The sequence below is a fragment of the Bacillus sp. LUNF1 genome (genome assembly GCF_011008975.1).
Classification (GTDB): Bacteria; Bacillota; Bacilli; order Bacillales; family Bacillaceae; genus Bacillus; species Bacillus velezensis.
This window is the reverse complement of the sequence record NZ_CP048876.1, coordinates 1,846,935-1,865,748: the sequence shown is the minus strand read 5'-3', so window position 1 is coordinate 1,865,748 and position 18,814 is coordinate 1,846,935. Positions and strand designations below refer to the sequence as shown.

General features: G+C 43.7%; 25 protein-coding genes. 9 read left to right on the top strand and 16 right to left on the bottom strand.

Annotation, left to right across the window (positions count from 1 at the left end; genetic code table 11):
- Window positions 1–21 precede the first annotated feature (21 nt).
- A complete protein-coding gene (locus G4O42_RS09110) occupies window positions 22–978 on the bottom strand; it encodes a sugar kinase (RefSeq protein WP_032875057.1) in 957 nt (318 codons plus the stop codon).
- Window positions 979–1,181: 203 nt separating this feature from the next.
- Complete coding sequence (locus G4O42_RS09105; protein WP_007410311.1) at window positions 1,182–2,600, bottom strand: alanine/glycine:cation symporter family protein; 1,419 nt, start codon at window positions 2,598–2,600, stop codon at window positions 1,182–1,184.
- A 376-nt stretch (window positions 2,601–2,976) separates the two neighbouring features.
- On the opposite strand from G4O42_RS09105, the gene G4O42_RS09100 reads away from it, so the two are divergent.
- Both G4O42_RS09100 and G4O42_RS20090 read left to right on the top strand, forming a co-directional pair.
- The gene (locus G4O42_RS09100) at window positions 2,977–3,330 is read left to right on the top strand and encodes a hypothetical protein (RefSeq protein ID WP_003153956.1); all 354 of its coding nucleotides are present in this window, start codon (window positions 2,977–2,979) and stop codon (window positions 3,328–3,330) included.
- Between the two features lie 24 nt (window positions 3,331–3,354).
- The gene (locus G4O42_RS20090; protein ID WP_007410313.1) at window positions 3,355–3,480 is read left to right on the top strand and encodes a hypothetical protein; all 126 of its coding nucleotides are present in this window, start codon (window positions 3,355–3,357) and stop codon (window positions 3,478–3,480) included.
- 53 nt (window positions 3,481–3,533) lie between these two features.
- Here G4O42_RS20090 and parC read toward each other — a convergent pair whose 3' ends face one another.
- The 3 genes from parC to G4O42_RS09085 all read right to left on the bottom strand — a co-directional run bounded on the left by parC (window position 3,534) and on the right by G4O42_RS09085 (window position 8,758).
- Window positions 3,534–5,957, bottom strand: coding sequence for a DNA topoisomerase IV subunit A (gene parC / locus G4O42_RS09095; RefSeq protein ID WP_032875056.1), 2,424 nt, complete (start codon window positions 5,955–5,957; stop codon window positions 3,534–3,536).
- 2 nt (window positions 5,958–5,959) lie between these two features.
- Complete coding sequence (gene parE / locus G4O42_RS09090) at window positions 5,960–7,927, bottom strand: DNA topoisomerase IV subunit B (protein WP_032875055.1); 1,968 nt, start codon at window positions 7,925–7,927, stop codon at window positions 5,960–5,962.
- A gap of 423 nt (window positions 7,928–8,350) precedes the next feature.
- On the bottom strand, window positions 8,351–8,758 hold the full coding sequence (locus tag G4O42_RS09085; RefSeq protein ID WP_007410316.1) for a CoA-binding protein: 408 nt from the start codon (window positions 8,756–8,758) through the stop codon (window positions 8,351–8,353).
- 152 nt (window positions 8,759–8,910) lie between these two features.
- On the opposite strand from G4O42_RS09085, the gene plsY reads away from it, so the two are divergent.
- Window positions 8,911–9,492: a glycerol-3-phosphate 1-O-acyltransferase PlsY gene (gene plsY / locus G4O42_RS09080; RefSeq protein WP_032875054.1), complete on the top strand. Its 582-nt coding sequence runs from the start codon at window positions 8,911–8,913 to the stop codon at window positions 9,490–9,492.
- A gap of 88 nt (window positions 9,493–9,580) precedes the next feature.
- Window positions 9,581–9,868 carry a HesB/YadR/YfhF family protein gene (locus G4O42_RS09075; RefSeq protein WP_007410318.1) on the top strand — a complete coding sequence of 96 codons (288 nt, stop codon included), beginning with the start codon at window positions 9,581–9,583 and terminating at the stop codon, window positions 9,866–9,868.
- 31 nt (window positions 9,869–9,899) lie between these two features.
- Here the strand turns inward: G4O42_RS09075 and G4O42_RS09070 are convergent, their stop codons facing one another.
- The 7 genes from G4O42_RS09070 to acnA all read right to left on the bottom strand — a co-directional run bounded on the left by G4O42_RS09070 (window position 9,900) and on the right by acnA (window position 14,696).
- The gene (locus G4O42_RS09070; protein ID WP_007611759.1) at window positions 9,900–10,199 is read right to left on the bottom strand and encodes a hypothetical protein; all 300 of its coding nucleotides are present in this window, start codon (window positions 10,197–10,199) and stop codon (window positions 9,900–9,902) included.
- A 15-nt stretch (window positions 10,200–10,214) separates the two neighbouring features.
- Window positions 10,215–10,631, bottom strand: a complete 417-nt coding sequence (locus G4O42_RS09065; protein ID WP_003153973.1) for a YbgC/FadM family acyl-CoA thioesterase — start codon at window positions 10,629–10,631, stop codon at window positions 10,215–10,217.
- Window positions 10,632–10,717: 86 nt separating this feature from the next.
- Window positions 10,718–10,960 carry a small acid-soluble spore protein Tlp gene (tlp, locus tag G4O42_RS09060; RefSeq protein ID WP_032875053.1) on the bottom strand — a complete coding sequence of 81 codons (243 nt, stop codon included), beginning with the start codon at window positions 10,958–10,960 and terminating at the stop codon, window positions 10,718–10,720.
- 24 nt (window positions 10,961–10,984) lie between these two features.
- Entirely contained in the window at window positions 10,985–11,131 is a 147-nt protein-coding gene (locus tag G4O42_RS09055) for an acid-soluble spore protein N (RefSeq protein WP_003153977.1), read from the bottom strand.
- Between the two features lie 63 nt (window positions 11,132–11,194).
- Complete coding sequence (locus tag G4O42_RS09050; protein WP_012117651.1) at window positions 11,195–11,320, bottom strand: FbpB family small basic protein; 126 nt, start codon at window positions 11,318–11,320, stop codon at window positions 11,195–11,197.
- 78 nt (window positions 11,321–11,398) lie between these two features.
- Window positions 11,399–11,908: a TlpA family protein disulfide reductase gene (locus G4O42_RS09045; protein ID WP_032875051.1), complete on the bottom strand. Its 510-nt coding sequence runs from the start codon at window positions 11,906–11,908 to the stop codon at window positions 11,399–11,401.
- A gap of 61 nt (window positions 11,909–11,969) precedes the next feature.
- Window positions 11,970–14,696 (bottom strand): aconitate hydratase AcnA, encoded by a 2,727-nt coding sequence (gene acnA, locus G4O42_RS09040; protein WP_032875049.1) that lies wholly within the window; start codon window positions 14,694–14,696, stop codon window positions 11,970–11,972.
- Between the two features lie 231 nt (window positions 14,697–14,927).
- Between acnA and sspO the strand changes: the two genes are divergently transcribed.
- The 4 genes from sspO to G4O42_RS09020 all read left to right on the top strand — a co-directional run bounded on the left by sspO (window position 14,928) and on the right by G4O42_RS09020 (window position 16,380).
- Window positions 14,928–15,074, top strand: coding sequence for an acid-soluble spore protein SspO (gene sspO / locus G4O42_RS09035; RefSeq protein WP_032875047.1), 147 nt, complete (start codon window positions 14,928–14,930; stop codon window positions 15,072–15,074).
- 30 nt (window positions 15,075–15,104) lie between these two features.
- Entirely contained in the window at window positions 15,105–15,251 is a 147-nt protein-coding gene (locus G4O42_RS09030; RefSeq protein WP_003153984.1) for a small acid-soluble spore protein P, read from the top strand.
- A 95-nt stretch (window positions 15,252–15,346) separates the two neighbouring features.
- A complete protein-coding gene (locus tag G4O42_RS09025) occupies window positions 15,347–15,718 on the top strand; it encodes an Hsp20/alpha crystallin family protein (RefSeq protein ID WP_007410324.1) in 372 nt (123 codons plus the stop codon).
- Between the two features lie 233 nt (window positions 15,719–15,951).
- Complete coding sequence (locus G4O42_RS09020; RefSeq protein ID WP_007410325.1) at window positions 15,952–16,380, top strand: DUF2621 domain-containing protein; 429 nt, start codon at window positions 15,952–15,954, stop codon at window positions 16,378–16,380.
- Window positions 16,381–16,407: 27 nt separating this feature from the next.
- Here G4O42_RS09020 and G4O42_RS09015 read toward each other — a convergent pair whose 3' ends face one another.
- From G4O42_RS09015 to G4O42_RS09005, 3 genes are all read right to left on the bottom strand, one after another.
- A complete protein-coding gene (locus G4O42_RS09015) occupies window positions 16,408–16,899 on the bottom strand; it encodes a CcdC family protein (protein ID WP_007611735.1) in 492 nt (163 codons plus the stop codon).
- A gap of 79 nt (window positions 16,900–16,978) precedes the next feature.
- Window positions 16,979–17,341, bottom strand: a complete 363-nt coding sequence (locus tag G4O42_RS09010) for a response regulator (protein ID WP_032875045.1) — start codon at window positions 17,339–17,341, stop codon at window positions 16,979–16,981.
- A gap of 84 nt (window positions 17,342–17,425) precedes the next feature.
- A complete protein-coding gene (locus G4O42_RS09005) occupies window positions 17,426–18,133 on the bottom strand; it encodes a cytochrome c biogenesis protein CcdA (RefSeq protein WP_087920767.1) in 708 nt (235 codons plus the stop codon).
- Between the two features lie 201 nt (window positions 18,134–18,334).
- On the opposite strand from G4O42_RS09005, the gene G4O42_RS09000 reads away from it, so the two are divergent.
- Window positions 18,335–18,508 carry an aspartyl-phosphate phosphatase Spo0E family protein gene (locus G4O42_RS09000; RefSeq protein WP_012117647.1) on the top strand — a complete coding sequence of 58 codons (174 nt, stop codon included), beginning with the start codon at window positions 18,335–18,337 and terminating at the stop codon, window positions 18,506–18,508.
- 73 nt (window positions 18,509–18,581) lie between these two features.
- On the opposite strand, the gene G4O42_RS08995 is transcribed toward G4O42_RS09000, so the two are convergent.
- Window positions 18,582–18,800 carry a YneF family protein gene (locus tag G4O42_RS08995; protein WP_003153994.1) on the bottom strand — a complete coding sequence of 73 codons (219 nt, stop codon included), beginning with the start codon at window positions 18,798–18,800 and terminating at the stop codon, window positions 18,582–18,584.
- Window positions 18,801–18,814 lie beyond the last annotated feature (14 nt).

Genomic DNA, 18,814 nt, shown 5'->3' with positions numbered 1-18,814 from the left:
CCGCTTTTTAAGTTGTGCTTGCTACCGTTCAATCACAGTCTCTTTGTTTACAAATGACAGAACCTCTTCTAGATAGGGAAGCCCTTCATTGTCACCGGAAACTGTGGTGACGAGCGCACCGACCGCATTGGCAAACTCCAGGCGTTTTTCCGGTTCAAAACCATGCAGATAACTGTACAGGTAGCCGGCATTAAAGCCGTCACCCGCTCCTACCGTGTCAACAGGCGCAACCGGGAAAGCCTCTTTGTGAACCCACTTATGATCATGATACAGCGCAGAACCTGCTTCACCGTCTTTTATGACGAGCTGACTGATTGAATAGGTCTCTGCAAACCGGGCTAATGCTTCATTTTCCCCTATACCTGTCAGCTGTTTCATTTCGTCCCGGCCCGCCAGAAGAATATCAGTATGCGGAAAGATTTGATGAAATGCCGCACGCGCCTCCTCAATCGTCCACAGCTTCAGCCTGATATTCGGATCAAAAGATACGGGAATCTTTCTTGCTTTGGCGATGGAAAGCACCCTTTCAGCAATTTCAAGGTTTTTCTTATCAAGCGCGAGGAACACACCGGTAAGATGAACGATGTGAATGCCGTCAAACATATTCTCTGTTATATCTTCCGGTGCAAGAGTCAGAATTGGTGAATTGAAACGGTAATAAAACGTCTTGCCTGAACCGTCATTTCTGATCTCTTTGACATTTAAAGATGTAGGAAAGCCTTCAACATAGGAGACGTCAGTCACATCAATTCCTTCTCCTCTGGCAAACTGATAAATCACTCTGCCGAACTCATCCTTCCCCAGTCTGCTGACCCACTTTGAGTGCAGATTCAACCTGGCGCATGCAATCGCAAAATTCAGTTCAGCTCCTCCTGCTTTTCGTTCAAAATGGGTAACAAAACGCAAAGGCCCTGTGCTTGCGGGATTTAAGGTGATCATCGCATCACCGATCGTAAAAATGCCATAATCAGAAGCCACATCAATACTCCTTTCTTTTAAGACTAAATCGGTTTGATAAACCGGTTTAGTAAAACTTTATATGAAAACCCTTACACACACAAGAGAAAAATACAGTAAATTCAAAAAAATCTATTTTCGGTAAAAATAACCCGGTTTTTCACATGAAAAAACCCCTCACAACAAAATGTAAGGGGTTTTTTGAAAATTGTATGCACGTTTCCTTAGTTAGCAGTCTTACGTTCAGGGCTTGTACCTTCTTCTTCCGCCCATGTTTCAATATGCTTGAGCTCCGGCGTATTCTCGGCTTTGAATACAGGATCAAGACCTTTTTTGCGCTGAGCGGCATAATCCTTATAGATCTTGTAGGCTACATTACTCAGCAGTAAGATTGCCACTAAGTTAATGAGAGCCAAGAGTCCCATAAACAAGTTTGCCATGTCCCAGACGATCTGGAAGTCAGCCAAACATCCGTATACCACCATCACTACCACGAATACGCGGTAAATATTAAGCCATGTTTTGCTTGTTTTAATAAATTCAATATTCGTTTCACCATAGTAATAGTTGCCGACAACTGAACTGAATGCGAATAAAAACATCGCAATCGCAATAAATGTCGGGGCCCAGCCGCCGAGGTGGTGCTGCAGTGCGGCTTGTGTCACTTGGATGCCGTCGCCTTTAGGCGTAAAGCTGTACAATAAAATGATAAAAGCAGTCGATGTACAAACGATAAATGTATCAAAAAATACGCCGAGCGTCTGAATTAATCCCTGCTTAGCCGGATGCGACACATGTGCAGCCGCTGCGGCATTCGGCGCGCTTCCCATACCCGCTTCGTTAGAAAACAGGCCGCGCTGCGCTCCGATAATAATGATGCTTCCTAAGCTTCCGCCGACGATCTGTTCAAGACCGAACGCATTTTTCACAATCGTAACAAACAGCTCAGGTACCGCTGTAATATTTACAATCACGACATACAGCGCGATCAGAATATACATACCCGCCATGACCGGAACGATTAATTGCGAAACGGAAACAACACGTTTCAGACCGCCGAATATAATGAAAGCCGTTAATACAGCTAAAATGATTGCGATAACTGTTTTATTCACATGGAATGCTTCGTCAAACGCGACAGAAATCGTATTTGACTGCACGGCGTTAAAGATAAGTCCGAAAGAAACGGTAATCAATACGGCAAATAAAATACCGAGCCAGCGGGCGCCCAGTCCCTTTGCCATGTAATATGCCGGACCGCCGCGGAATTCGTCACCGGAACGCACTTTATACAGCTGCGCCAAGGTGCTTTCCACAAAGCTGGAAGCCATACCGACAATCGCTACGATCCACATCCAAAATACTGCGCCGGGACCGCCTGTTGCAATCGCCAGCGCGACGCCGGTCAAGTTTCCGGTTCCGACACGAGAAGCGGCTGAGATAAAGAATGCCTGCATTGAAGATACTCCTTTATTTCCTTGCGGCTTCTCCCCGACGATTCTGAACATTTCAATAAAGTATTGGAATTGAATAAAGCGAAAACGGAACGTAAAGTACAATCCGATCCCGACTAAAATATAAACAAGATACTTCCAAATAAAATCATTTGGAACATTTATGATTTCACTGATGAAAGCCTCCATGTTTAACCTCCCTTTTACATATCTTTTACTGTCATTTTTGCTGCATATGTTAGATCTTTTAACACAACGAGTATTATTATATCACAACAACAGTGGTTGAGAAGTTTTTTTAAGAAAATGTTTCGGTTTCTTCATCACGTCTTTTGCTGTCATGCCCCGTTTTTTATCTTACAGCCCGAAAAATGTTGTCACGTCATAAGGAATGCGTGCATATCATAACAAATAGGTCTTTAAGAAAAAAGAGATGAAAAGATGGATGGAATGGTATATACTTAACCAGGATAATAATTTTTTAAATTTAATAAATATGTTTACTTTACATTTAAATTAGGGTATTATAATAAAAATATTCAGACTTATGAAGGGGGGAGAACATTTGAAAAAAATCTTGTTTTTAAAAGCTTCTATTTTATTTTTAGCGATTGCAAGCTTTCATTTGCTCTCCATTCCCCATGCGTTTGATACTGCTCATCATTTTAAAGCGGTAGCCGACCAGCAGGAAATGCACGAAATGAAGGCCGGCCAAAATGCTGATGATGAGAAAAAATCGCTGACGGGCTCATATATCTTGACGGCGCTTTTTGCCGCTTCTGTCTCACTGATCGTGATATCAGACAGGAGACGCCCCGCTTCCCGGAGAAGACAGCGAAAGAAAAGCTTTTTAATCGCTAAATTTTATCAGTCCTCGTATTTCGATGAGCTTCATGTTCAACATCGCCTATCTATGTAACATAAAATGAGGAGGTTGTTAAACATGTTGTTTATCTTACGAATGGTGATTTTAGGGTTGTTTTCATTCACCGCATTGAATTTATTTGTATGGCAGGGAATCGAAGTCATTCACGCTATCACTGACTTATTCGGCAACCATGAAAGCTAAATAATAAAACCTCCGCTCAATGAGCGGAGGTTTTTTTTATTTTATTTTTACTTTTAAACATCAGACGCGGGTATACGCCATACATCTGTTACCGGCCCTGTCTCATCTTCATCGGTAAAGAAGGAACCGTTGCTGTATCGGTCATTCGCCCGCAAGGACTTCACGGCGATTTCGATTCTCTCGCCTTTTTCTGTTTCCGCAGCGATCATGTCGGCCAAAGCGCACGCGAATACGCCGACAACACGATGCGGGTTCTTTTTAAGTTCACGCAGCATGATGACACCGCGCTTCGCTCTGGATGTTTTTTCGAATTCAGATAGGTTCATCCGCTTGATTGCTCCCCGCTGTGTGACGAGGATAAGCGAATCTGTCTCATGCAGGATTTGCCCTGATACGACGGTATCACCGTCTTTTAAATTTATGCCCTTTACGCCGGCCGCACGGGCACCGACTACATTTACTTCATCTTCACCGAACCATAAACCGTACCCGAGGCGGGTGGCGATAAACAGCTGGCTGCCGCCGTCTGTGACATGAACATCAATCAGCTCGTCGTCCCCTTTAAGGTTAAGGGCAACAAGCGCTTTCGAGTAACGCTGCGCTTTGTAATGCGTCATTTCAGTTCTTTTCACCATGCCGTTTTTCGTCATAAATAATAAATATGAAGATGGATCAAATTCTTTTACCGGTATAGCTTTCACGATGGTTTCATCACGGTCAATCGTGATGATGTTCGTTACGTGCTGCCCCATGTCTTTCCACCTGATATCAGGAAGCTGGTGAACCGGACAATAAACATAGCTTCCCTTATTGGTAAAGAGCAGGAGAACATCCGTTGTATTCATTTCAAATTGGTGAATCAGCCTGTCAGTATCCTTCATACCGAAATCCTGGCCGTTAGAAGCGGCAAATGACCGCTGGCTTGTTCGTTTTACATAGCCGTCTTTTGTGACTGTCACATATACGTCCTCAGAGGCAACCATGACTTCAAGATTGATTTTAATTTCCTCAATCTTTTCTTCAATGACAGACCGTCTGCTGTCAGCATAGGTCTTTTTCAATTTTTTCAGGCTGCTTGTAATGACTTTTAACAGCTTTTTATCATGACTTAAAATGGCTTCGAGCTCCTGAATTTTCTTGCTGAGCTCTTCCGCTTCCTCTTTTAACGCCGTAATATCCGTGTTTGTCAGACGATACAGCTGCAAGGATACGATAGCTTCGGCCTGCGGCTCCGTAAATGCGAATTTAGACATTAAGTTTTGCTTCGCATCTTTCTTGTCGCTGCTTGCCCGGATGACGGCTATGACCTCATCTAACACAGACAGTGCCTTCATCAATCCTTCAACGATGTGGTGCCGCTCTTTTGCTTTTTGCAATTCAAAGACGGAGCGGTTTGTCACCACTTCCTTCTGATGGGAAATATACGCATCCAGGATGGCCGTAAGACTCATCAGCATCGGCCGGCGGTTATGTATGGCGACCATATTAAAGTTATATGTTGTCTGCAGATCAGTGTTTTTATATAAGAAGTTCAAAATGCCTTTTGCATCGGCTTCTTTCTTTAACTCAACGACCACCCGAAGCCCCGTGCGGTCAGTTTCATCCCGGACTTCAGAAATGCCTTCGACTTTTTTGTCTATGCGGTATTCGTCCATTTTCTTTACGAGATTGGCTTTGTTTACTTCAAACGGAATTTCTGTAATGACGATCTGCTCCCGTCCGCCTCTTACGGATTCCACTTCAGCCTTGCCGCGGATAATAATTTTGCCTTTACCGGTTTCATAAGCCTTCCGAATGCCGTCGACTCCTTGAATAATGCCTCCTGTCGGAAAGTCAGGCCCTTTAATCACCTGCATCAAGTCATCGACGGTGCAATCCGGAGATTCAATCCGTTTAATGACGGCATCAATGACCTCACCCAGATGATGAGGGGGAATATCAGTCGCATAGCCCGCTGAAATCCCGGTTGATCCGTTGACAAGCAAGTTAGGGAACATGGCGGGCAAAACAACCGGTTCTTTACTAGTGTCATCAAAGTTCGGAACGAATTCAACCGTATTTTTATCAATATCACGCAAAAGCTCTGACGCGATAGAAGATAATCTCGCTTCCGTATAACGCATGGCAGCCGGCGGATCACCGTCAATGCTTCCGTTGTTGCCGTGCATCTCAATCAGCACATTCCGCACTTTCCAATCCTGGCTCATCCGCACCATCGCTTCATAAACGGAACTATCACCGTGCGGATGATAATTACCGATAACGTTTCCGACCGTTTTTGCCGCTTTACGGAAATTTTTATCGAATGTATTTCCGTCTGCGTGCATGGCGTATAAAATTCTCCGCTGCACCGGCTTTAAACCGTCACGGGCGTCGGGCAGCGCCCTGTCTTGAATAATGTATTTACTGTAGCGTCCGAAACGGTCGCCGATTACTTCTTCTAACGGTAAATCATGAAATAATTCTGGCTGTGCCACTATTAAACCTCCTCAGCGACCGACAAGTTTTCATTTTCTAAAATATTGCTTTCCTCATCTAATCCGAAGGCAACATTCTTTTCAATCCATTTTCTTCTCGGTTCTACTTTGTCTCCCATTAATGTCGTTACGCGGCGCTCTACCCGTGCCGCATCGTCGATCTTGACTCTGACGAGCGTTCGCGATTCGGGATTCATCGTCGTTTCCCAGAGCTGGTCTGCGTTCATTTCTCCCAGACCTTTATAGCGCTGGATGGTATACCCTTTGCCGACTTTCTTTAAAACGCCGTCCATTTCTTCGTCGGACCAAGCATATTCAATAATCTCTTTCTTACCGCTTCCTTTGCTCACTTTGTAAAGAGGCGGAAGGGCGATAAAGACTTTTCCGTGCTCGATTAAAGGTTTCATATAGCGGTAGAAAAACGTTAACAGCAAGACTTGAATGTGCGCGCCGTCGGTATCCGCGTCCGTCATGATAATGATCTTGTCATAGTTGATGTCGTCTATCTCAAAATCTGCGCCGACACCGCCTCCGATCGCATGAATAATCGTATTGATTTCTTCATTTTTGAAGATGTCTGCAAGCTTTGCTTTCTCTGTGTTGATGACCTTTCCGCGAAGGGGCAGCACGGCTTGGAATTTCCGGTCTCTTCCCTGTTTTGCAGAACCTCCCGCAGAGTCTCCTTCCACAAGATACAATTCATTCTTCGCCGGATTTCTGGAACCGGCCGGTGTGAGTTTTCCGCTCAGCGTCGCTTCTGATTTTTTGCGCTTTTTGCCGCTTCTCGCTTCTTCTCTCGCTTTACGGGCTGCTTCACGGGCCTGGCTGGCTTTAATCGCTTTTTTGACAAGCAGGGTTGCCGTATCGCGGTTTTCTTCCAAGAAATAAGCAAGATTCTCGGAAATGACGGCGTCCGCGGCGGATCTCGCCTCACTTGTGCCAAGCTTCCCTTTCGTCTGGCCTTCAAATTGCAGCAGTTCCTCCGGGATACGCACGGAAATAATTGCGGACAAACCTTCCCTGATATCGGAGCCTTCAAGGTTCTTGTCTTTCTCTTTTAAAAGGGCGACCTTTCGCGCATACTCGTTAAACGCTCTTGTCATTGCCGTTTTGGCTCCTGATTCGTGGGTGCCGCCGTCCTTTGTTCTGACGTTATTAACGAATGACAGCATATTTTCTGAATACCCGTCATTAAACTGAAACGCGAAATCGACTTCAATGTCATGATGCTCGCCTTCAAAGGAAACCACTTCGCATAAAGCGTCTTTTTCCTCGTTTAAATAAGCGACAAATGCTTCAATTCCGTTCTCATAATAAAATACTTCTTTTACGCCGTTCCGTTCATCAATTAATTCTATTTTCAAACCTTTTAACAAGAAAGCCGATTCGCGCAGACGTTCTGACAGCGTGTCAAAATTATAAACCGTTGCGCTGAACATTGACGGATCAGGTTTAAAATGGGTAAGCGTTCCCGTTTTTTTGGTCGTTCCGATTTTTTCAAGTGAAGTCACGGGCTTGCCGCCGTTTTCAAACCGCTGTTTATAAACATATCCGTCACGCTCAATAGTAACTGTCAGCCACTCCGATAATGCGTTTACGACAGATGCGCCGACACCATGCAGACCGCCGCTTGTTTTATAGCCGCCCTGTCCGAATTTCCCCCCGGCATGCAGCACGGTGAAAATAACTTCCGGCGTCGGCTTTCCGAGCTTATGCATCCCGGTCGGCATTCCGCGTCCTCTGTCCTGTACAGAGATGCTGTTGTCCTTATGTATCGTTACGATAATATGATCTCCGTAGCCGGCAAGAACTTCATCGACGGAATTGTCGACGATCTCATATACCAGATGGTGCAGGCCGCGTGCGTCCGTCGAACCGATGTACATTCCCGGTCGTTTTCTGACGGCTTCCAGGCCTTCAAGCACCTGTATGGCATCTTCGTTGTAATCAAATTGCTGTTTTCTAGCCAAACGTACAAACCCCTTTCAAAAAACCTGCTCTTAATCATTCTCTTTTTTAAATGTTTTCATGTCTTTGTTTTTCAGTATGCGCAAGCTTCGGTCCAATTCTCCTCGGACTCACAATTATAACCAATATGCTTGATTTCGCAACATATTTAAGCGAATGGCTCGTTTTTTAGGCCGCAAGACATACATTCGAACGGCTTTTCATCTTTTTGGTGCCCTTTTCGGCGGATAAGAACATGAGTTCGCTTTCTATTATATAGCTTTATGCGGGCCATCGCAAACAGACTGTAAACCCCTGTATAAAGGGGTTTCTAAAAAAGCTGTTCATGCTTTATTGTATCTGTTTCATCATCATACGCAAAGAGTATTCTTTCAATAAAAAAGCAAAAACCCCTGATTTGCCAAGGATTTTTGCCTTTTTTGTTCCTATTTTATAACAGCGCGGGCGACTTTTATACATAAATCCATAACAGCCGTCCGTCCTTTGTCTGTAATCATGCGATACGCTTCTTCATTTGCAAGACCCTGCTGCGCCCAAAAAACGGGAGCGTCCGTCTGTAAAAATTCTTCAGCGACGCCGGGAAGCTGCTCAGAGCGTCTGAATACATTCACGATATCAATCGGTCCTTCCACGTCTTTTAATGAAGCGACGGCTTTAACGCCAAGCGCCTCATCAATCGTTGGATTGACGGGAATAATTTCATACCCTTCATCCTGCATCGCTTTGGAAACCATGTAAGAAGTCCGGTCGGGACGGTCTGACAGCCCGACGACTGCGATCCGTTTGCTCCGGTCCAGAATTTCTTTAATCTCTGATTTTGAAGGATTTTGCATCTTTACCATCTCCTTTTGATATATTGTACATGACCGCTTTGCCGGAATCAAAAAAAGCGCTTTGTCAGCTTAATTCTCAAAAAAACTTGTCATCAGACGGTAACAACTCGTGTTAAAATAGAGTGAAGGGACATTGAAAAGGAGAAATGTAGATGTTGATTGCTTTATTGATTATTTTGGCCTATGTAATAGGCAGCATCCCGTCAGGTTTAATCGTAGGCAAACTTGCGAAAGGGATCGATATTAGAGAACACGGAAGCGGCAATTTGGGCGCTACAAATGCTTTTCGCACGCTTGGCGTTAAAGCGGGATCTGTCGTCGTCGCAGCCGATATTTTAAAAGGCACCCTGGCCGCGGCGCTCCCATATTTACTGCACATCCCCATTCATCCTCTTCTCGCAGGGGTGGCAGCAGTGATCGGCCATGTATTCCCCGTGTTCGCAAAGTTTAAAGGAGGCAAAGCCGTAGCCACATCAGGGGGCGTCCTGCTGTTTTATGCTCCGCTGTTATTCGTTACGATGGTTGCAGTATTTTTCGTATTTTTATTCCTTACGAAATTTGTTTCTCTGTCTTCAATGTTAACAGGGATTTATACGATTATTTACTGTCTGTTTGTAAAAGACCCTTATTTATTAATCGTAGTGACGCTTTTGACCGCGTTTGTTATCTACAGACACAGGGCAAACATCAAACGGATTATAAACAAAACAGAACCGAAGATCAAATGGTTTTGATGAAACTTCAATTTTGACATCAAAATGCCATATGCGTTTATAATAGAGATAATTTCTTTATATGAGAAACAAAAAGGGAGTGTTCCGGATGAACATGAAAGTAACGAAAGGCGCGCTGGATTGGTACAAAGAAGAGCTCGATCTGGAAACAGGCGACCATGTCCGTTTCTTTGTCCGTTACGGGGGATGCAGCAACGTTCAGAAAGGCTTTTCTCTCGGCATTTTAAAAGACCGGCCGATGAACATCGGCACCAGCACGGAAGTTGAAGGCATTACCTTTTTTATTGAAGAAAGCGACTTATGGTACTTTGATAATCATGATTTGTCAGTCACATATTCAGATCAGGCGGAAGAGCCGGTATTTGATTACGTGTAAAAAAAAGAACGCAGCGGATGCGTTCTTTTTTTTACAGCCTGAACCTTTTGAGATGATCAGTCAGACGTTCTTTTTCTAATATGCTTCTTTGCGTATCACCGAGCAGGTCAAAGTGGGGAAATTCATTTTTATGGTGAATCCACTCCGGCTTCAGCCCATACTCCGCTCCCCATCTGATCAGCTTATTGAGATCGCTTGAACCGGCCTTCGTCACGGTCTTAGCCTCCGGAAAGCGGTCGTCCAGCCAGTAATGCGTTAAAAAAGCGATTTTCCCTTCCGATACATCCCGCTTCCACCTTTCCAGTTCCTTACGCGTAATTCCAAATGCCATAACTGCAGCCGCTCCTTATTTTTTTGCCTTTTCGTAAGCGGCATGCCAATCAGGAAAAGCTTTGCGAAACTGAATCGGTTTGAAGCTCTCTTTATCAACGCATATATGGGAGGATGTCGCTTTGATGGCAAGTTCTTGATCCGGATTATAGATGTGGTAGCCGTAAACGGTTTTAAATCCGTTATATTCTTCAATCCAAGTATGTACGACAGCCGTTTCTCCGTAGCGGAGCGGCTTTTTATAAGAAATGCTGATATCCAATACAGGGGACAGCACTCCTCTATCTTCCATATCCTTGTAAAGGAATCCGAGTTCCTTAATCAGCGCCGTTCTGCCGACCTCCATCCAGACTAAGTAATTGGCATGATAGACGATGCCCATTTGATCTGTTTCCGCATAACGCACTTCTATTTCTTTTTTTGACACATGCAACGTTCTCTGCTCCCTTATTATCAGATTAGCCCCATTTTATCACAACGAGCCGGAAAGAGAAAAAAACCAGGTTTCCCTGGTTTTTATTATGATTGATAGCCGTTTTCTCTTGAAGCCGATTCATCCTGGATTTCACTGCGGAACGATTCAATGCTTTCATTGCGTCTGGCATTCTTCTCTTGAATGCGCTGTTTTTCCTCATCTGTCGCAAATTCCATTGATTCTTTGGCTTCTTCTATATTTTCAATTGTATTCTGGACCATATCCTGCAGCTTTTCAACGTTATCGGAGCGGTCATCCGGATTCGGTTTTTGATAATTGTTTGTCATAATGTCTGCTCTCCTTTGATGATGTTATTCGCCTTTCGTCTGCATGACAATCGGATGTCCGTTTGACTTGTCATGAAACTTTTCCCCTTTGTTGCGTTTATATTTAACGGGTTTTGTCCCTAAGTGGCTCGGAGCGTATTGCGGCTGGCCGTCTTTCTTGTTTATGCCCATGTTCATCCCTCCTTAAGAGTATATTTTGCAAAAGGAGGTGCAAACATGACTGCAAATTAAAGGTTATTTTTGTTTGAACCGCTGCTCCAGCTTTTCTTCAAGCTGATTCAAATATTCCGTATTGGTCATCAGCTCACGTTTATTTTCCATAACCAATTCATGAAAAGAACGTTTTCGCATTTTTTTCAATCTTCTCACCTCCGTGTTTTCATTCATTTTTTCCAATTTTTCAAAACCTAAGCCCTTCACAATAAAAAAACTGAACCTCTATTTGAGATCCAGTTTTTCTTTCATTTCTTTTTTTGTCATCGTGCCTACGCGAATGTGCAAAATGGTTCCTTTTTCGTCTAATATGTATGTTGTCGGATAAGAAAGCACGTTGAAATCTCCGTTAATTCCGCTTTTGTCAATCAGAATAGGAAAGGTCAGCTGATAATGATCAGCAAATGATTTAACAGCCTGTATATTTTTTTCAGATGATGTAAAATTAACGGCTGCTACCGCAATATCAGGATATTCTTTCTGCAGCTCCTGCATATCGGGCATTTCCATTCGGCACGGCTTGCACCACGTCGCCCAGAAATTGAGGAGCACTTTTTTTCCTTTATAATCAGAAAGGGAGATGCTTTTTCCTGACAATGTATCAAGTGTAAAGTCAGGGGCTTTCATCCCTTCTTCTGTCCCTTCTTTCGGACTTTTTTGTACAGAATAAATGTTCCAGCCCGCATACACTAACAACCCGATTAGTAATATTCCGCCCAGCCATTTCGCAAGCATCTTAAGGCCTCCCGCATAAAAAGAGAGAAAGCAGACTGCTTTCTCTCCTTTGTTCATTCTGCTACTGTTTCATTTTATCGCGAAGCACCATTTGTAAAATGCCGCCGTGGCGATAGTAATCAATTTCCACTTCACTGTCAAAACGGACAACGACTTCAAATGTTTTTACCGTACCATCTTCACTGATTGCTCTGACAGTCAGCAAGTCACGCGGACGTACAGATTCATCAACATCCACCTCGATGACTTCCTTACCGGTTAAGCCGAGTGTATCCGCGTTTTCACCCTGTTTGAACTGGAGCGGCAGCACACCCATAAAGACGAGGTTGCTTCTGTGAATTCTTTCAAAGCTTTCGGCAATGACTGTTCTGATGCCGAGCAGGTTTGTTCCTTTTGCAGCCCAGTCACGTGAAGAGCCCATTCCGTAATCTTTTCCGGCCAGGACGACAAGGCCCGTTTTATCTTCTTTATACCGCATGCAGGCATCATAAATAGATGTCACTTTCCCGGTAGGCCAATGTGTTGTGTATCCGCCTTCTGTACCCGGTGCGATTTGGTTTTTAATGCGGATATTGGCGAATGTTCCTCTCATCATGACTTCATGGTTTCCGCGGCGTGAGCCGTAAGAGTTAAAGTCACGAGGAGAAACGCCTTTTTCCTGCAGGTATTTGCCCGCCGGTGTGTCTTTTCCGATCGCTCCGGCCGGAGAAATGTGGTCAGTCGTCACGGAATCGCCGAATTTGCCGACAACGCGAAGTCCTCTTAAAGGCTCAACTTTTCCCGGCTCTACAGACATTTCCTCAAAGAACGGCGGGTTTTGAATGTAAGTGGAATCCTGATCCCACTTGTACAGCGCTTCATCCGTCGTTTCGATTTCGTTCCAGCGCTGGTTGTCGTCAAATACCGTTTCATACTCTTTGCGGAATAATTCCGGCGTAACAGTCTGTTTGACGAGAGAATTGATTTCATCCATGGACGGCCAGATGTCATCGAAATAAACATTTTGTCCGTCATTTCCGACACCGATCGGATCCGTTTTCAGGTTGATATTGACAGTGCCCGCTAATGCGTATGCAACAACAAGCGGAGGTGACGCAAGGTAGTTTCCTTTGACAAGCGGATGGATCCGTCCTTCAAAGTTTCTGTTACCCGACAAGACAGAAGTGATCAAGAGATCATTTTTAGCAACCGCTTCTTCAATCTCTGGAGAAAGCGGGCCGGAGTTCCCGATACATGTCGTACAGCCATACCCTACGAGGTTAAAGCCGAGCTCCTTCATGTAAGGAAGCAGGCCTGAGTTGACTAAGTATCCAGTAACAACCTTAGACCCCGGTGCAAGTGATGTTTTAACATAATTCGGCACTTTCAAGCCTAATTCTACCGCTTTTTTGGCTACCAATCCGGCACCGATTAATACAAAAGGGTTTGATGTATTCGTACAGCTTGTAATAGCGGCGATTGCAATCGCCCCTGTTTTCATAACCGCATCTTCACCGCTGTTAAGTTTAAATGAAATTTCTTTGTTCTCTTCAGCAGCATCCGCTCCGAATCCTTGGTTGCCGGCCGGGCTGACAAGATGTTTTTTAAACGTTTCCTGCATAACGGAAAGCGGGATTAAATCCTGCGGACGTTTCGGTCCTGAAAGGTTCGCTTCGATTTTTGACAGATCAATTTCCACAACGTCTGTAAAAATCGGCTCTTCCGCGTCAGGCGTATAGAATAAACCGTTGTTGCGGCAGTATGCTTCCACAATATCGATCTGCTCTTCTTCACGGCCGGTCAGACGCAGGTAAGAAAGTGCTTCCTCGTCAACCGGGAAGAATCCGCAAGTCGCTCCGTATTCCGGCGCCATATTGGCAATAGTCGCACGATCCGCAAGCGGAAGCTCAGCAACACCAGGTCCGAAGAATTCAACAAATTTATTGACTACGCCTTTTTCGCGCAGCACTTGAGTGACTTTGAGCGCCAAGTCAGTCGCCGTCGTTCCGTTAGGCAATTTTCCGACAAGTTTCGCGCCGATGACCTCAGGAACAGGGAAATATGAAGGCTGGCCGAGCATTCCCGCTTCCGCCTCAATACCGCCGACACCCCAGCCGAGGACGCCGATTCCGTTAATCATTGTTGTATGGGAATCTGTTCCCACCAGAGTATCAGGATATGTCACAAGTTCTCCGTCTTCCTCTTTCGTATGAACGACACTTGCCAAAAACTCAAGGTTTACCTGGTGAACGATACCTGTTGCAGGCGGAACCGCCTGATAATTGTTAAACGCTTTCTTTGCCCAGCTTAAAAATTTATAACGTTCTGCATTTCTTTCGAATTCTAAGTCCATATTAATGGCTAACGCGTCTTCCGTACCGGCTTTGTCGACTTGTACGGAGTGGTCAATGACCAGGTCAACCGGAATTTCAGGATTGATTTTATCAGGGTCTCCGCCGACAGAGGCCATGGCTTTTCTTAAAGATGCCAGGTCAACTACGGCCGGAACACCGGTAAAGTCCTGTAGAATAACCCGTGACGGTTTAAACGGCACATCGATATCTTTTAATTCAGCAGTACCCCATCTTGCTAAATTTTCAACATGTTCTTTTGTAATGACGCGTCCGTCTACCTGACGCAAAACGGATTCCAAAAGAACCTTAATAGAATAAGGAAGTTTTGAAACATTGCCGACCCCTGCGTCTTCCAATGCTTTTAATGAATAGTAGTTGTATGTTTTTCCATTTGAAGAAAATGTTTTTCTTGCTTGGAAAACGTCTTGTGTTGCGACTTTTTGCTGATTTGTCATTCTCCAAAATCCCCCTTCAATGATCAAGATCGTTCTTTAGATGAATGTTCACATTCCATCACAATTTTCTCACAATTTCATCTTAGTATAAAATCATACATAAGTAAATATCAATGTTTTTATTAAATACAATAAGATCGTCTTATCAGCATGATTGTCGGTAAATTTTGTCCGATTTTCCGCCTCATACAACGGGCTGTAAAGAGCCATATTAATGTTGAGGTGATGATCATGGTAAAACGGAAAGCCAATCATGTAATGAACGGCATGAATGATGCGAAAAGCCAAGGCAAAGGCGCGGGCTATATAGAAAATGACCAGCTCGTCCTGACGGAAGAAGAACGGCAGAACAATAAAAAAAGAAAAACAAACCAATAGCCGGAACACCTTAAAAAAGGAGGCTTTAACTTGACAAATAAAAATACGAGTAAAGATATGCATAAAAATGCTCCGAAGGGCCATAACCCCGGCCAGCCGGAACCGCTGAGCGGAAGCAAAAAAGTGAAAAACCGCAACCATACAAGACAAAAACATAATACAAGCCACGATATGTAAAACAGACCACGGTGTCTGTTTTTTTTGTGCCATTCACCCATTCAAAGCTTCTGCATACGTTATAGCAAGGCTTTTTAATATGGAGGGATGCTTCCATGAATCACTCAAAAAACGCTGAAGAATTTGATGATACGGAAGAATGGCTGCGGCAGTTTTACGAGGACCCGTATGCTTGGTATGACGAGACGCTGCCGATCGATCTATATGAAACAAGCCGTCAATATATCATTGAAGCCGACCTGACGGCGCTGAAACAGGTGCAAGCGATAACCGTCACTCTTTCGGGAAATGAGTTTATGCTCTCTGTTAAAACGCTTGAACGGACGTTAAACAAACAAATGATGCTTCCTTTTTATCTGAATGACAAACATATTTTCACTGATTTCACCAACCATATTCTGACCGTCTCCATGAACAAGGAGCCAAATGAGACTCCTGCCTCTTTTTCCTTTCAATTTCCTCTATAACATAAAAAAGCCGCTTTCATCCCTCAATGGAAGCGGCTTTTTTGTCCGGTCATATCAGTCATATACCCTCAAAGTGAATCTCCCATGGCCAAATAGCAGAATCACTATACGATAGAATATGTTCTAGCAACCGGAATGACTGGACATCTATCATTTTTTCTATTCTTTTTTTCATGTGTTCTTCTATTCTGTCTTCGTTTACAATATGGTTAAAGTAAGGAGGTGATAGAACAATGCTGGAAGGCTGGTTTATGTGGTTTATTTTATTTTGGGTCATCGTGATGATCGGATTGCTGTCTATCGGCGGGTTTTTTATGTTTCGAAAATTTTTAAAACGCTTACCGAAAGAAGACGGCCGGTCAGAACTGGATTGGCAGGACTATTATATTGAAAAAAGCAGGCACTTATGGAATGAGGGTGACAAGGCGTTTTTGGATGAATTGGTCGCCCCCGTGCCGGAGCTCTTTCGGGATGTAGCCAAAGCGAAAATCGCCGGAAAAATCGGTGAACTTTCCTTAGCGGAGGAAGCTGAACAAATAAACCGTGATTTAATCATCAGGGGTTACATACTGGCCACTCCTAAGCGGGATCATCAATTTTTAAAAAAGCATCTCCGTGAAAAACAGATTGATCTTACTCCTTATCAAGCCCTGCTCAAATAAAAAACCTTTCCGGCGGACGGAAAGGTTTTAATTCATCTGAATATCAGCGGTCTTCAGTTCATTCGAAAGTTTGCGGTAAGACAAAAACATCGCGATGCGCCACGGGACAATCATTCCGAAAGCAAGAATCCAAAACATTCCGCTTAAAGCTCCGTAATCAATCGTCGTGCTCAAAATGGATTTCATAGCGATTCTGATAACCAGCAAACCAATCAGGATAAACACAAACGCTTTTGACCGTTTTAAATAGATTTCATTATTTTTAATCTCAAATTTAGATGTTTTAATCAGAAAAATAGAGAAGATCACGCCCAGCGTAATGGCCTCCAAAAATTCTTCGCCCGTCACTCTGAAAATCGGAAAAAGGAACATAAGCGCTCCCGTACTCATGAAAATCGGCGGGAGAATTATTTTTTTAGGTGAAGCGGGCTTGTCGGAGGATTTAATCCTGACGATCATCACGGAAATTGCCATGGCCGCTGCAATAACGGATGAAATTATAATCATCATCTTTATCATTCCTTTGCTTGCACGGAGTTTGATACTATATACTATACTCCAAAAACATAAAAAAAACCAATTTGAAAAGAGAACACGTTTACGTTCCCGTTACCCGGCCTACGGCCTCCAGCACTTTAGATGCTTCAAACGGTTTAACGATAAAGTCTTTAGCGCCTAATTCAATCGCTTCCAGAACGATCCGCTGCTGCCGCATGGCGGTGCACATGATGATCCGGGCTTTCGGGTCAAAAGCTAAAATATCCTGCAGCGCCTGTATACCGTTTTTGACCGGCATGGTAATATCCATAGTCACCAGGTCGGGACGGATTTTTTGATATACTGCCAGAGCTTCCTCACCGTCAGCCGCTTCCCCGGCCACTGTGAAATTCGCCGATTCCAGAATCTCTCTGATTTTCACCCTCATGAACTTGGCGTCATCTACAACTAAAACTCGTGTCATATTCCCCTCCACATATTTAACATTAACTAGTCTTATTGTACCAAAAACAAAAGGGTATATAATAGTTCAAAAGTTATTAATCCGTTACAGACCCGTAAATCCTCCGAAAAGATTTGACAGAACGATCAGAATGTAGCTCATCCAGTTAAAAAACAGCATAACTCCGATCAGAATCATAAGAATGCCGCCGATTTTCATGATAAGCAGCTGATGCTTGCGAATCCAATTCATTCTGGTAATAAAAAATGAAAGAACAAGAAAAGGAATCGCAAATCCGAGAACATATAAAAACATATACGGCACTGCTGAAGAAGGATTTGTATTGGCCAGCGAAAACACGGCTCCTAAAATAGGCCCGCTGCACGGCGACCAGCCGGCTGCAAACGCAAGACCGATCAGAACCGAACCGATAAACCCCTCCGGACGGCGCTTAAAGTGAATGCGCCGCTCTTTCATCATGAATTTCGGCTGAAACACACCGGCAGTAACCAGCCCGAAAAGAATCAGCATGATAGCGCCAAACTGGCGGATCGCTTCATGATATTGGGTAAAAAAACTGCCGATAAACGAAGTTCCATATCCCAATGCGATAAAAATCACGGAGAAACCAAGCAAAAAACAAAGTGTATGCACGAGGCCGCGCTTTTGCAGCATCACCTTTTCTGTTTTCACCTCGTCCATACTGACACCAGTTATGTAAGACAAAAAAGCGGGATACAACGGCAGGCAGCATGGAGAAATGAAAGACAGAAATCCGGCCCCAAACGTCAGAAAGTAATTAAAACTCACGATGACACACTCCCTTCGAGTTATGACAAAATCATTTCATTTTTTTAACACTTTCCCGAGAAGGATTACTTTTTATAGAAAAAGCTTATATAATTTAATTTGACATCGAGATATTATACTCCTTCTTATTTGAAAAACAGTATAAATGTGGATATAATAATAGCGACTCAGGTGAAAGATTTATGTATGAAAGGATATATCCCTGTGATTAGAGAGCATCTATTAAATGAAATTGAAAAAAAACGGGCAGAGCTGCTTAAAATCGTCATGACAAACGGAATGACATCAAACATTACGATAGAACTCAGCCAGGAGCTTGACCACCTTCTCATACAATACCAAAAAGAACTGCACACCGGCAGTTGGGGTGAAACATGACGCCAAAATAAAAAACCCTCTCCGGGTTTTTTATTTTTATAACCATGTATCTCTATATCATAATCTGTACGTATTATTTCGCTTGATTATTCATGGCTTTCATCATTTGATTAATTTTCTTTTGAGAAGGTTTCATTCCCATTTGCATCATCATCATGCGTAACATTTGTTCATTAATAGGCGGATTCTTTTTCAAATAGCTCATCATATATTTACGAGCAATAAAAAACCCGAGTGCAACACCTATGAGCAATGCGACAACGCCCACTAGGATGCCAACCCATAAAGTCATTTTATTTCCTCCTT

Excerpts from the sequence above, each read along its gene's own strand:
- G4O42_RS09020 (WP_007410325.1), top strand. The coding sequence starts at position 15,952 with ATGCTGGAAGGCTGGTTTATGTGGTTTATTTTATTTTGGGTCATCGTG.
- G4O42_RS09075 (WP_007410318.1), top strand. The coding sequence starts at position 9,581 with ATGAACATGAAAGTAACGAAAGGCGCGCTGGATTGGTACAAAGAAGAG.
- plsY (WP_032875054.1), top strand. The coding sequence starts at position 8,911 with ATGTTGATTGCTTTATTGATTATTTTGGCCTATGTAATAGGCAGCATC.
- G4O42_RS09070 (WP_007611759.1), bottom strand. The coding sequence starts at position 10,199 with ATGGCATTTGGAATTACGCGTAAGGAACTGGAAAGGTGGAAGCGGGAT.
- G4O42_RS20090 (WP_007410313.1), top strand. The coding sequence starts at position 3,355 with ATGTTGTTTATCTTACGAATGGTGATTTTAGGGTTGTTTTCATTCACC.
- sspO (WP_032875047.1), top strand. The coding sequence starts at position 14,928 with ATGGTAAAACGGAAAGCCAATCATGTAATGAACGGCATGAATGATGCG.
- G4O42_RS09015 (WP_007611735.1), bottom strand. The coding sequence starts at position 16,899 with ATGATAAAGATGATGATTATAATTTCATCCGTTATTGCAGCGGCCATG.
- G4O42_RS09010 (WP_032875045.1), bottom strand. The coding sequence starts at position 17,341 with ATGACACGAGTTTTAGTTGTAGATGACGCCAAGTTCATGAGGGTGAAA.
- G4O42_RS09025 (WP_007410324.1), top strand. The coding sequence starts at position 15,347 with ATGAATCACTCAAAAAACGCTGAAGAATTTGATGATACGGAAGAATGG.
- G4O42_RS09055 (WP_003153977.1), bottom strand. The coding sequence starts at position 11,131 with ATGGGCATAAACAAGAAAGACGGCCAGCCGCAATACGCTCCGAGCCAC.
- acnA (WP_032875049.1), bottom strand. The coding sequence starts at position 14,696 with ATGACAAATCAGCAAAAAGTCGCAACACAAGACGTTTTCCAAGCAAGA.
- G4O42_RS09085 (WP_007410316.1), bottom strand. The coding sequence starts at position 8,758 with ATGCAAAATCCTTCAAAATCAGAGATTAAAGAAATTCTGGACCGGAGC.
- G4O42_RS08995 (WP_003153994.1), bottom strand. The coding sequence starts at position 18,800 with ATGACTTTATGGGTTGGCATCCTAGTGGGCGTTGTCGCATTGCTCATA.
- tlp (WP_032875053.1), bottom strand. The coding sequence starts at position 10,960 with ATGACAAACAATTATCAAAAACCGAATCCGGATGACCGCTCCGATAAC.
- G4O42_RS09045 (WP_032875051.1), bottom strand. The coding sequence starts at position 11,908 with ATGCTTGCGAAATGGCTGGGCGGAATATTACTAATCGGGTTGTTAGTG.
- G4O42_RS09105 (WP_007410311.1), bottom strand. The coding sequence starts at position 2,600 with ATGGAGGCTTTCATCAGTGAAATCATAAATGTTCCAAATGATTTTATT.